At 70.1% G+C, this 12,341-nt stretch carries 10 protein-coding genes; 7 read left to right on the top strand and 3 right to left on the bottom strand.

Annotated features, from left to right (window positions below; translation table 11 throughout):
- The first annotated feature begins 165 nt into the window (after window positions 1-165).
- Complete coding sequence (glpD, locus tag TCUR_RS20870; RefSeq protein WP_012854561.1) at window positions 166-1,899, top strand: glycerol-3-phosphate dehydrogenase; 1,734 nt, start codon at window positions 166-168, stop codon at window positions 1,897-1,899.
- Between the two features lie 40 nt (window positions 1,900-1,939).
- Here the strand turns inward: glpD and TCUR_RS20865 are convergent, their stop codons facing one another.
- Entirely contained in the window at window positions 1,940-2,617 is a 678-nt protein-coding gene (locus TCUR_RS20865; protein ID WP_012854560.1) for a TetR/AcrR family transcriptional regulator, read from the bottom strand.
- Between the two features lie 213 nt (window positions 2,618-2,830).
- Here TCUR_RS20865 and TCUR_RS20860 point away from each other — a divergent pair, with 213 nt between their 5' ends.
- The 5 genes from TCUR_RS20860 to TCUR_RS20840 all read left to right on the top strand — a co-directional run bounded on the left by TCUR_RS20860 (window position 2,831) and on the right by TCUR_RS20840 (window position 9,650).
- Window positions 2,831-4,396, top strand: coding sequence for a succinic semialdehyde dehydrogenase (locus TCUR_RS20860; protein ID WP_012854559.1), 1,566 nt, complete (start codon window positions 2,831-2,833; stop codon window positions 4,394-4,396).
- A gap of 17 nt (window positions 4,397-4,413) precedes the next feature.
- On the top strand, window positions 4,414-6,174 hold the full coding sequence (locus tag TCUR_RS20855) for a GMC family oxidoreductase (protein WP_012854558.1): 1,761 nt from the start codon (window positions 4,414-4,416) through the stop codon (window positions 6,172-6,174).
- A 142-nt stretch (window positions 6,175-6,316) separates the two neighbouring features.
- Window positions 6,317-7,900: a glutamine-hydrolyzing GMP synthase gene (gene guaA, locus TCUR_RS20850; protein WP_012854557.1), complete on the top strand. Its 1,584-nt coding sequence runs from the start codon at window positions 6,317-6,319 to the stop codon at window positions 7,898-7,900.
- 94 nt (window positions 7,901-7,994) lie between these two features.
- Window positions 7,995-8,579, top strand: a complete 585-nt coding sequence (locus tag TCUR_RS20845) for a Uma2 family endonuclease (protein WP_012854556.1) — start codon at window positions 7,995-7,997, stop codon at window positions 8,577-8,579.
- A 120-nt stretch (window positions 8,580-8,699) separates the two neighbouring features.
- A complete protein-coding gene (locus TCUR_RS20840) occupies window positions 8,700-9,650 on the top strand; it encodes a helix-turn-helix domain-containing protein (RefSeq protein WP_012854555.1) in 951 nt (316 codons plus the stop codon).
- A gap of 117 nt (window positions 9,651-9,767) precedes the next feature.
- Here the strand turns inward: TCUR_RS20840 and ahpD are convergent, their stop codons facing one another.
- Both ahpD and TCUR_RS20830 read right to left on the bottom strand, forming a co-directional pair.
- Window positions 9,768-10,310, bottom strand: coding sequence for an alkylhydroperoxidase, AhpD family (gene ahpD / locus TCUR_RS20835; RefSeq protein ID WP_012854554.1), 543 nt, complete (start codon window positions 10,308-10,310; stop codon window positions 9,768-9,770).
- A 273-nt stretch (window positions 10,311-10,583) separates the two neighbouring features.
- The gene (locus TCUR_RS20830) at window positions 10,584-11,138 is read right to left on the bottom strand and encodes a peroxiredoxin (RefSeq protein WP_012854553.1); all 555 of its coding nucleotides are present in this window, start codon (window positions 11,136-11,138) and stop codon (window positions 10,584-10,586) included.
- Window positions 11,139-11,277: 139 nt separating this feature from the next.
- On the opposite strand from TCUR_RS20830, the gene TCUR_RS20825 reads away from it, so the two are divergent.
- Complete coding sequence (locus TCUR_RS20825) at window positions 11,278-12,207, top strand: LysR substrate-binding domain-containing protein (protein WP_012854552.1); 930 nt, start codon at window positions 11,278-11,280, stop codon at window positions 12,205-12,207.
- Window positions 12,208-12,341: the final 134 nt, after the last annotated feature.

The following is a 12,341-nucleotide window of genomic DNA, read 5'->3' as shown; positions in this document are numbered from 1 at the left end:
ATCGCCGGTGGGAGGGCTTTTCGCTGCTCTCGGCGTCCTTTTCGCTCGCGGGGGCGGGCGCGGGTGACCTTCGCCTGCCGTTCGCAGCAGTGGTCCGGCCCGGGTATGAACCCTACCGTTGGGTAAGTAGCACTCTGCACCATTCGGGACAGGGGGACTGACGCGATGGCCGGATCACCGATCACCGGATTGGGCAGTTCACGACTGGGTCCCGCCGAGCGCGCCCAGGCCCTGGACCGAATGGCCACCGAGGAGTTCGACGTCGTCGTGGTGGGCGGCGGCATCGTGGGCGCGGGCGCCGCGCTGGACGCCGCCACCCGGGGCCTGTCGGTGGCGCTGGTGGAGGCCCGCGACTTCGCCTCCGGCACCTCCTCCCGCTCCTCCAAGCTCATCCACGGCGGGCTGCGCTACCTGGAGCAGCACAACTTCGACCTGGTCCGCGAGGCGCTGACCGAGCGCGGCCTGCTGCTGCAGCGCATCGCGCCGCACCTGGTGCGCCCGGTTCCCTTCCTGCTGCCCACCACCCGCCGCTTCTGGGAGCGCGGCTACCTGGGCGCCGGGGTGGCCCTTTACGACGCGCTGGCGTTCCAGATGGGCAGCACCCGGGGCGTGCCCCACCACCGGCACCTGAGCCGCCGCAAGGCGCTCAAGCTGGCCCCGGCGCTGCGCAAGGACGCCCTGGTCGGGGCGATCCAGTACTGGGACGCCCAGGTCGACGACGCCCGTTATGTGGTGACCGTGCTGCGCACCGCCGCCCAGTACGGCGCGCAGATCGCCCCCCGCACCCAGTGCATCGGGTTCCTGCGCGAGGGCGAGCGGGTCACCGGCCTGCGGATCCTGGACCTGGAGTCCGGGCACAAGAGCGAGGTCCGCGCCCGCCAGGTGGTCAACGCCACCGGGGTGTGGACCGACGACATCCAGGAGCTGGTGGGCGGACGCGGCCAGATCCACGTCAAGGCGTCCAAGGGCGTCCACCTGGTGGTGCCCAAGGACCGCATCCACTCCTCCACCGGCATCATCCTGCGCACCGAGAAGTCGGTGCTGTTCGTCATCCCGTGGGGACGGCACTGGATCATCGGCACCACCGACACCGCCTGGAACCTCGACAAGGTCCACCCGGCGGCCTCCAAGGCCGACATCGACTATGTGCTGTCGAAGGTCAACGAGGTTTTGGTGACCCCGCTGACCCATGACGACGTCGAGGGCGTCTACGCCGGGCTGCGGCCGCTGCTGACGGGGGAGACCGAGGAGACCTCCAAGCTGTCGCGCGAGCACGTGGTCGCCCACCCGGTGCCCGGCCTGGTCCTGGTCGCCGGCGGCAAGTACACCACCTACCGGGTGATGGCCAAGGACGCCATCGACGCGGTGGTGCACGGCCTGGACCGCCGGGTCGCCGAGTCCTGCACCGACCGCATCGCCCTGGTCGGCGGGGAGGGCTTCCAGGCCATGTGGAACGCCCGGCAGCGCCTGGCCGACCGCTCCGGGCTGCACGTGGCCCGCATCGAGCACCTGCTGCAGCGCTACGGCACCCTCATCGACGACCTGCTGGAGATGATCGCCGAGCGTCCCGACCTGGGCAAGCCGCTGACCGGCGCCGACGACTACCTGCGCGCCGAGGTGGTCTACGCCGCCACCCACGAGGGCGCCCGCCACCTCAACGACGTGCTGTCGCGCCGCACCCGCATCTCCATCGAGGCCTGGGACCGCGGCGTCGGCGTCGCCCAGGAGGCCGCCGAACTCCTCGCCCCCGTCCTGGGCTGGTCCAAGGACCAGATCGACCGCGAGGTCGAGTACTACCGCAAGCGGGTCGAGGCCGAACGCGACTCCCAAAACCAAGAAGACGACCAGGAGGCCGACGCCCGCCGCCGCGGCGCCCCGGAGATCGTCCCCACCTACTGAGCCTTTTCCGGCACGGCGGCCCGGCGAAGACGGACGGCCGTTAGGGCGATGGCCGGTGCAGGGGCGGGCCGAGGAGGAGATTCAGGCCGGTGGCGTACAGGTCGGCGGGGACGCGGTCGGGGTCCAGCAGGTGCTGGGCGGTCAGCCCGAAGTCCATCGCCATGACCAGGGCGGCCCGGTCCTCGGGGGTGATGCCGTCGGTGCCGGGCAGGCCGCGGGCCAGCCGGCGGCGGCGCTCGTCATACCAGTCGGCCAGCCGCCAGCCGGCGGCGTAGTCGCGCATGCCGAGCAGCCAGAACTCCATCATCAGCAGGGCCAGCAGGCGGGCCTCCGCGGTCTCCAGGCGCAGGCGGTAGCGCTCGCCGAGGTGCCGGAGCCGCTGCAGCGGCGGGCGGCCGCCGTCCTCGTGCGGCGGCTCGGGCGCCTCGGTGCCGAACCCGGCCGCGGTGCAGCGCTCCAGCAGGGCCATCGCCAGGTCGGCCTTGCCGGCGAAGTTGGAGTAGACGGCGCCCTTGGTGAGCCCGGCGGCCGTGGCGATGTCGTCCAGCGATGTCGCGTGGATGCCGCCTTCGGCCCACAGGCGCTGGGCCGCCTCCAGCAGGGCCTCCCTGGTGCGTTCCCGCCGCCTGGCGGCGGCCGGGTGCCGGTGCGCCCGGCGTCCGGTGTGCCGCGGCGGTGTCCTGTCCTGCTCCTCGCCTCCCGGGTGTGCGCTGGTCATGCGGTTCTCCCCTCCCGCGTTGGATGCTCATTCCGGGATACACCGCGAGTGCATGGTCATTCCGCCACTTGGCCGACAGCGGGCAGGCGGGACGGTTTTCGGCCCGGTTTCGGCGTCCGGTGATGAACTTCGTCCGCAGTTGAGAGGGTCGGTGACCAAGTTGTGGTTACCGGTAGGTAGTCAATAGTGGCCGGGTGGTCATATGGTGCCACCATGGCAACCCCTACGGCCTCAGCGCTGACGCTCGCCCCCGCCCTCATCGAGCGGTTGTCCTCTCACGTGACCTCCGCCTCGGGCGGCACCACCACCATTCCCGCCCCCTTCACCGGGGAGCCGCTGGCCACCGTGCCGGTGTCGAACGCCGACGACGTGCGCGCCGCCTACGAGCGCGCCCGCGAGGCCCAGCGGGCCTGGGAGCGGCTGCCGGTGCGCGAGCGGGTCAAGCCGTTCCTGCGCATGGTGGACGTCCTGGTCGACCGGCGCGAGGAGATCCTGGACGTCATCCAGATGGAGACCGGGAAGGCCCGCCGGCACGCCTATGAGGAGTTCCTCGACGTGGCGCTGTGCACGCTCTACTACGCGCGGCGGGCGCCCCGGCTGCTCAAGCCCCGGCGGCGGCAGGGCGCCTTCCCGGTGGCCACCCGGACGGTGGAGCTGCGCAAGCCCAAAGGCGTGGTCGGGCTGATCTCGCCCTGGAACTACCCCTTCAGCCTGGGCGCCAGCGACATCGCCCCGGCGCTGATGGCCGGCAACGCGGTGATCCACAAGCCCGACACCCAGACCTGCCTGTCCAGCCTGTGGGTGCTGGACCTGCTGATCAGCCTGGGGTTGCCGCGCGACCTGTGGCAGATCGTGGTGGGCGACCCGGCCGAGATCGGCGACCCGCTGCTGGAGAACGCCGACTACGTCGCCTTCACCGGCTCCACCCGCGGCGGCCGGGCCATCGCCGAGAAGGTCGCCCCCCGCCTGGTGGGCTACTCGCTGGAGCTGGGCGGCAAGAACCCGATGATCGTCCTGGAGGACGCCGACGTCGAGCGCACCGCCCGCGGCGCGCTGCGCGCCTGCTTCACCAACGCCGGGCAGCTGTGCATCTCCATCGAGCGGCTGTACGTCCACGAGAAGATCTACGACCGGTTCGTGCCCCGCTTCGTGGAGCAGGTCAAGGCGATGAAGCTCGGCGCCGGGCTGGACTACGAGGCCGACATGGGCTCGCTGACCTACCCGCGCCAGCTGGAGGTCGTCAGCCGGCACGTCGAGCAGGCCCTCAAGGAGGGCGCCACGCTGCTGGCCGGCGGCAAGGCCCGCCCCGACATCGGCCCGCTGTTCTATGAGCCCACCGTGCTGACGAACGTCACCGGCGACATGGAGCTGTGCGCCAACGAGACCTTCGGCCCGGTGGTCAGCGTCTACAAGTTCTCCGACGAAGACGAGGTCGTCCGCCTCGCCAACGACACCGCCTACGGCCTGAACGCCTCCATCTGGACGCGGAATGTGGCCCGGGGCCGCCGCCTGGCCGCCCGCATCAACGCCGGGACGGTGAACATCAACGAAGGCTACGGCGCCGCGTTCGCCTCCTACGACGCCCCGATGGGCGGCATGAAGCAGTCCGGCCTGGGCCGCCGGCACGGTGCCGAGGGCATCCTCAAGTACACCGAGCCGCAGACTGTTGCCAGCCAGCACCTGGTGGAGCTGGCCCCGCCGCCGTTCCTGGGCTATGACCGCTACGCCACCGGCATGGCGACCGCGATCAAGCTCATGAAGCGGCTGCGGATCAGGTAGCCGAAGGACGAGATCGGATGTCTGCGGACGTGAAATTCGACTTCGATGTGCTGGTGGTCGGCTCGGGCTTCGGCGGCAGCGTCGCGGCGCTGCGGCTGACCGAAAAGGGCTACAAGGTCGCCGTGGCCGAGATCGGCCGCCGTTTCGACGACCCGGCCGGCAGACCGGGGGAGCGCCATGCGGCGCTGCCGAAGAACTCCTGGCGGCTGCGGCGCTACCTGTGGGCGCCGGCGCTGGGCCTGACCGGCGTCCAGCGCATCCACCTGCTGCGCGGCGAGAAGGGCGGCCGGGTGCTGGTGCTGGCCGGGGCGGGTGTCGGCGGCGGCTCCCTGGTGTACGCCAACACCCTGTATGAGCCGCTGCAGCCGTTCTACGACGACCCGCAGTGGCGGCACATCACCGACTGGCGGGCCGAGCTGGCGCCCTACTACGACCAGGCCAAGCGGATGCTGGGCGTGGTGCCCAACCCCACCATGACCCCCGCCGACCGGGCGATGAAGCGGGTCGCCGAGCGGATGGGACGGGGCGAGACCTTCCACCTCACCCCGGTGGGGGTGCTGTTCGGCGACAAGCCGAAGCAGGAGGTCGACGACCCCTACTTCGGAGGGATCGGCCCGCGCCGCCGCACCTGCCACGAGTGCGGGGAGTGCATGACCGGCTGCCGGCACGGCGCCAAGAACATGCTCACCGAGAACTACCTGTACCTGGCCGAGAAGGCGGGCGCCAAGATCATGCCGATGACCGGCGTGCGCTCGGTGACCCCGCTGCCGGGCGGCGGGTACGAGGTGGAGATCGTGCGCACCGGCTCCTTCGGCCGGCACCGCCGCACCCTGCGGGTCGAGCAGGTGGTGTTCGCCGCCGGCACCTACGGCACCCAGAAGCTGCTGCACCGGATGAAGGCCACCGGGCGCCTGCCGCGCATCTCCGACCGGCTGGGCGTGCTCACCCGGACCAACTCCGAGGCGATCTTGGGCGCCGAACGGTTCCGCCGCCGGGGCGACGACTATTCGGCGGGCGTGGCGATCACCTCCTCCTTCCACCCGGACGAGGACACCCACATCGAGCCGGTCCGCTACGGCAAGGGCTCCAACGCCATGGGCCTGCTGCGCACCCTGCTGATCGACGGCCCGTCCGCCGACGGCTCCGGCGCGGCCCCGCGCTGGCTGAAGTTCCTCGGCTACGCCGTCACCCACCTGTGGCAGCTGCCCCGGCTGCTCAACCTGCGGCACTGGTCGGAACGCACCATCATCGCCCTGGTCATGCAGGTGCGGGACAACTCCATCACCGTCACCCCGCGCAAGGGCCTGTTCGGCTGGGGACTGCGGGCCCGCCGCGGCCACGGCGAGCCCAACCCCACCTGGATCCCGGCCGGGCACCAGGCCACCCGGCTGCTGGCCGAGGAGATCGGCGGCATGCCCGGCGGGTCCTGGCTGGACCTCGGCGACATCCCCACCACCGCGCACTTCATCGGCGGTTGCGCCATCGGCGACTCCCCGCAGACCGGAGTGATCGACCCCTACCACCGCCTCTATGGCCATGAGGGCCTGCACGTGGTGGACGGCTCGGCGATCTCGGCCAATCTGGGCGTCAACCCGTCCCTGACCATCACCGCCCAGGCCGAGCGTGCGATGGCGATGTGGCCCAACAAGGGCGAGCAGGACCCGCGTCCCCCGCTGGGCTCGCCCTATCGCCGCATCACCCCGGTGGCCCCCAAGAACCCCGTGGTTCCCCAGGCCGCCCCGGCCGCGCTGCGGCTGCCGATCGTCGAGATCACCTGACCGGACGGCGCGCTCTCGGGCCTGCTTTCCACCCCACAGGCCCGCGGGCGCGCCGTCCTCCCTTCGCACCGGGCGGCATGGGCCGGGGCGATACGGCCATAGACTTGGGGTCTGCCCCGTATCCCTTGAAAGGCGTTGCCCGGTGCCCTTCGCGCAGGTCGAGCAGTCCCACGACACCGTTCTCGTCGTCGACTTCGGCGCGCAGTACGCGCAGCTGATCGCGCGGCGCGTACGCGAGTGCAATGTGTTCAGCGAGATCGTCCCGTGCACCATGCCGGTCGAGGAGATGCTGGCCAAGCGGCCGAAGGCGATCATCCTGTCCGGCGGGCCGGCCTCGGTGTACGAAGACGGCGCCCCGTCCGCGCCCGAGGGGCTGCTGGAGACCGGGGTGCCGACGCTGGGCATCTGCTACGGCCACCAGGTCATGGCGCAGGCCCTCGGCGGGGTGGTGGAGAACTCCGACGTCGCCGAGTACGGCCGCACCGACATCGAGGTGATCGACGGCGGGGTGCTGCTGAGCGGGCTGCCGGCCAAGCAGCCGGTGTGGATGTCGCACCGCGACCACACCAGCGTCGCCCCCGAGGGCTTCACCGTCACCGCGCGCACCGCCGTCACCCCGGTGGCCGCGATGGAGAACCGCGAACGCGGCCTGTACGGCGTGCAGTTCCACCCCGAGGTGGTGCACACCGAGCACGGCATGGCGGTGCTGCGGCACTTTCTGTTCGAGGCCGCCGGCTGCCGCCCCAACTGGACCATGCTCAACATCGCCGAGGAGGCCATCGAGGCGATCCGCGCCCAGGTCGGCGGCAAGCGCGCCATCTGCGGCCTGTCCGGCGGGGTGGACTCGGCGGTGGCCGCCGCGCTGGTGCAGCGCGCCATCGGCTCCCGGCTGACGTGCGTCTTCGTCGATCACGGCCTGCTGCGCAAGGGCGAGGCCGAGCAGGTGGAGAAGGACTTCGTGGCGGCCACCGGCGTCCAGCTCCACGTGGTGGACGCCCAGGAGCGGTTCCTGAGCGCGCTGGCCGGCGTCACCGACCCCGAGACCAAGCGCAAGATCATCGGCCGGGAGTTCATCCGCGTCTTCGAACAGGCCGCCCGCGAGATCGTCGCCGCCCACTCCGGCGAGGACGACGACGTGGAATTCCTCGTCCAGGGCACCCTGTACCCGGATGTGGTGGAGTCCGGCGGCGGCACCGGCGCCGCCAACATCAAGTCCCACCACAACGTCGGCGGCCTGCCCGAGGACCTGAAGTTCAAGCTGGTCGAACCGCTGCGCACCCTGTTCAAGGACGAGGTCCGCGCCCTGGGCGAGCAGCTCGGCCTGCCTCCTGAGATCGTCTGGCGCCATCCCTTCCCCGGCCCGGGCCTGGCCATCCGCATCATCGGCGAGGTCACCCGCGAACGCCTGGACATCCTCCGCGAGGCCGACGCCATCGCCCGCGAGGAGCTGTCGGCCGCCGGCCTGGACCGCGACATCTGGCAGTTCCCGGTGGTGCTGCTGGCCGACGTCCGCTCCGTCGGCGTCCAGGGCGACAGCCGCACCTACGGCCACCCCGTGGTGCTGCGCCCGGTCACCAGCGAGGACGCCATGACCGCCGACTGGGCCCGGTTGCCGTACGACCTGCTGCAGCGCATCTCCACCCGCATCACCAACGAGGTCCGCGAGATCAACCGCGTGGTGGTCGACATCACCAGCAAGCCCCCCGGCACCATCGAGTGGGAGTAGCCGGACTTTCTGTGTAGAAACGGCTACAAAGCGTTGTTCGGCCTCCTACGATGCCGTCCATGTCACACTGGGTGAGGCGCTGTCGGGAGGCTGAATGGTGGTGTTCGCTGTGGGCGGCGACTTCACGGCGCCTTGGAGCCACACGGGCGTATGGACGGAGGAGGAGTACCTCAAGCTGCCGTCGGACGGCCCGAAGGTCGAACTGGTCGGCGGGAGCCTGCTGGTGAGTCCCGCGCCCGGCAAGCCCCATCAGCGGATCGTGCGGCGGCTGGCCACGCTCATGGAGTCGGCGGGCCTGCCGGACCTGGTGACCGAGACCGAGATCAACGTGCGGATCGCCGAAGACGTGATCCTCATTCCCGACATCGTGGTCACCTCCGAGACCGACGACAAGGTCATCGTCCACGATGCGGCTCACGTGCGGATGGTGGTGGAGGTCCGGTCGCCGTCCAACCAGGGGCAGAAGTGGATCAAGAAATACGCGCTGTACGCCCAGGCGGGCATCCCCTGGTTCATGGTCGTCGAGATGGACGACGAGCGGCATCTCACGATGATCCTGCAGCGGCTCGAAGGGGGAACCTACGTCGAGGCGGCGCGGGCGAGGTGCGGCGAGAAACTCAAGCTTCCCGATCCCTTCCCCAGCATCGACCCGGCGGACCTGCTGCGGCCGCTGCTGTGACCGGGGCTGCTCTTGCCGAAGGACGGCGGGGCTTTTGGCCGCTTTCCCAATGCGCTCTATGACGAAACGATTGGCGTCTAACGTCAAGCACGTTGAGGTGACGCCACAGGAGCAAGGGCAGTGACCAGCCGCAACAGCCCCCGCGACAAAGGCCGGCTTGAACAGAGAGCGGCCGAGATCCGCCTCGACGGCATTCGTCGCGGCCTGACCACCGAGGCCGTCGTTGAGAAGATCCTCAGGGAGATCGACGTTCATCCCCTGGAGGCGTGGAGGCTGGCCAACGGATGGAGTCGGGAGGAGGTCGCCGCGCGCCTGGATGCGCTCTACGTCGCGGACGGCCTGGAGCCCCCGCACGTGGACGCACCCACTCTGTGCCGATGGGAGCGTGGCCAGAGGAGACCGAACGAAGAACGCATCGACTACTTCTGCAAGCTCTATCGCACCCGGCCTGACAAGCTCGGCTTCGGCGTGGACCACGGGGAGGGCGACCCCGGCAACCTGCAGCGCATCGGGATCGTCGATGCCTTCCCCTACACCGGGGAGGACTCCGAGCAGGACTTGATCAACCGGATCCGGGCCGCCGGGCAGCGCATCAACTTGTTCGGCCTCACCAGGAACTTCTATGCCCGCGAGGAGTGCCTGGCGGCGTTGGAGGAGGCCGCTCAGCGGGTGCCCGTCAAGATCTATGTGATGGACCCGTTCTGCGACTCGCGCCGCGCCCGGTACCGGATCGAGCCGGCCGACGCGGCGATGGAGGATCCGCACCGCTACATCCGGGAGGTCCTGCGCCCGTTGCGGGCCGCGGCCGAACGGCAGCCCAACATCCGCCTGTACAGCTACAACTTCCCCTGCTCGTTCGCGATGGAAGAGGTGGACGACGTCATCCGGATCATGCTCTACGGGCACGCCAAACGCGGCACCCATGGCCCGATCCTGGTCGTCAGGGAGGGCACCCCGATGCACGACTACGCGGTCGATCAGTTGCGCTGGCTGGAGCGGTTGTCAGGGGGTGAGGTGCCCGAGCCGTGGGCGAGCAAGGGAATCGAGGTCAAGCCCCTGGAGGCCGCCTGAGGAACGCCGCCTGAGGAACGCCGCCTGAGGAACATGGCGTGGCGGGCTGACAGTTCGGGGGACGGTCGTCATGAGGGCCCGGGGAAGTCCCGGGCCCTCATGACGTTCCGGTGGGTGTCAGACCCCGGCGGGGGCCAGGGCGGCCTCGGCCTCCAGGGTGGCGGCGGTGGCGTTGATGACCGCGGCGATGCGCAGGGCCTCCTGGATGTGCTCGCGGGGCATGCCGGCCTCGCGGAGGACCTTCTCGTGGGATTCCAGGCAGCGGCCGCAGCCGTTGATGGCGGAGACGGCCAGGCACCACAGTTCGAAGTCGACCTTCTCGACGCCGGGCTTGCCGATGATGGTCATGCGGAGCTTGACCGGGAGCTGGGCGTAGGTCTCGTCGCCGATCAGGTGGGTGGCGCGGTAGTAGACGTTGTTCATCGCCATGATCGAGGCGGCGCCCTTGGCGGCCTCGAACGCCTCGGCCGACAGGTAGTCGCCGGCCTCCTCGGCCAGCTCGGCGATGACCTGCTTGCTCTTGGTGGCCATCGCGCAGGCCAGCACGGTGCCCCACAGCTGCTGCTCGGTGAGCTGGGAGGTGCTGGTCACCGAGCCCAGGTTGAGCTTGATGTCCTTGGCGTAGGCGGGGAGGGCTTCCTTCAGTGCGTCGACGCTCATGCTGAGGCTTCCTTTCAAGACAGACGGCCGGTCACGGCTATGGCGCGACCGGCCGACCGGTGAACCCGCCCGGCGCGCCGTTCTTCGGGGACGGTCCGTGAGCGGCGCGGTCCTGGGCGGGTGGAGGCGATGTGCGGCGGCCTGTGACGCCAGGCCGCGTGCCGGGAGAGGCGCGATGCCCCTTGCGGCGGGTCCGGGGAGGGGCACCGGCCACCGTGGGTGTGGGCGCGGTCGGAACCGGTGGCCGGTGCGCCGTCAGCCCTGCGGACTGGCTCAGGCGCCCGCCATGAGCTTCTTGGGGTCGAGGGTGGCCTCGCCCTTGTTCCAGTTGCAGGGGCACAGCTCGTCGGACTGCAGGGCGTCCAGGACCCGCAGGACCTCCTTGACGTTCCGGCCCACCGAGCCGGCGGTCACCATCGCGAACTGGATCTCGTTGTCCGGGTCGACGATGAAGGTGGCGCGCTGGGCGACGCCCTCCTTGGTGAGGATGCCCAGGGCGCTGCTGAGCTCCCGGTTGATGTCCGACAGCATCGGGAACGGCAGGTCGCGCAGGTCCGGGTGGTCCTTGCGCCAGGCGTAGTGGACGTACTCGTTGTCCACGGACACGCCCAGGACCTGGGCGTCGCGGTCGGCGAACTCCCCGTTCAGACGGCCGAACTCGGCGATCTCGGTGGGACAGATGAAGGTGAAGTCCTTGGGCCAGAAGAAGACCACGCGCCACTTGCCCTCGTAGGTCTTGTGGTTGATGGTCTCGAACGCCTTGTCCGGGTCCAGCGACACGCAGGCGGTCAGTTCGTACTCGGGGAACTGGTCACCGACAGTGAGCACAGGATCTCCTTCGTTCCATGTGAAATGTGTCACAAGCGCCCTTAAGGGGCGACCGCGACACCAGAGTTGTGAGTGGTCATAAGCATGTCGCAGCTATCGTGAAAAGAGAAATTGATAGGTCCAGGAAGATTGATAGGGGATGGCTATCAATAGACCGACCGTGGCGCAGCTGCGGGCATTCCTCGCGCTGGCCGAGTATCTGCATTTCCGAGACGCCGCCGCCGTGCTCGGCATGAGCCAGCCCGCATTGTCGGGCGCGGTGGCCGCCTTGGAGCAGACTTTGAACACCCGGTTGGTCGAGCGTACGACACGCAAGGTTCTGCTCACTCCGGCGGGGGAGCGGGTGGCCCGCCGCGCCGAGACGGTGCTGGCCGAGCTGGACCGGCTGGTGGAGGAGGTGCGCGCCGCCCGCGGCCCGCTGGTCGGCCCGCTGCGGCTGGGCGTGCTCCCCACCGTGGCGCCCTACCTGCTGCCCTCGGTGCTGCCCCGCTTGAGCCGCGACTTTCCCGACCTGGAACTGTCGGTGCGCGAGCAGCAGACCGAGCACGTGGTGGCCGAGCTGCTGGCGGGCCGCCTGGACGTGGTGATCCTGGCGCTGCCGGTGCCCACCTCCGGGGTGGCCGAACTGCCGCTGTACACCGAGGAGTTCCTGCTGGCCGCCCCTCGCGCCCTGGAGATCGGCCCCGAACCGGTGCCCCGCAAGGTGCTCACCGAACTGGACGTGCTGCTGCTCAACGAAGGGCACTGCCTGCGCGACCAGGCGCTGGACCTGTGCCGCGAGGTCGGGGCGCAGGCGACCGCGGCCACCTACGCGGCGAGCCTGGCCACGCTGGTGCAGCTGGTCTCCGGCGGCCTGGGAGTGACGCTGCTGCCGCAGACCACGCTGCCGGTCGAGACCCGGCGCGCCGACGGGCTGGCGGTGTACCGCTTCGCCGACCCCGCCCCCTACCGCCGCATCGGGCTGGCCTACCGGGAGACCTCGCCCCGGGTGGAGGAGTTCCAGGCGCTGGCGCGCAGCATTCGCATCGCCGTCGCCGAAGCCCATCCGGAAGTGCGCATCGACTCCTGAGCCGGCCCGTCCCGCACCCTTGCGAAAGTGGCGTAAAGCACACGTGACATTCCTCATATGTCGCGGGACGTGCACAACGAAACAAGGGCATTCGCGCCGATAGAGATTTTCGTCACTTATGCGGCGCCGGTTGG

The organism is Thermomonospora curvata DSM 43183, assembly GCF_000024385.1.
In the GTDB taxonomy this organism is placed as follows: Bacteria; Actinomycetota; Actinomycetes; order Streptosporangiales; family Streptosporangiaceae; genus Thermomonospora; species Thermomonospora curvata.
This window is presented reverse-complemented; position numbering and strand designations above follow the sequence as displayed.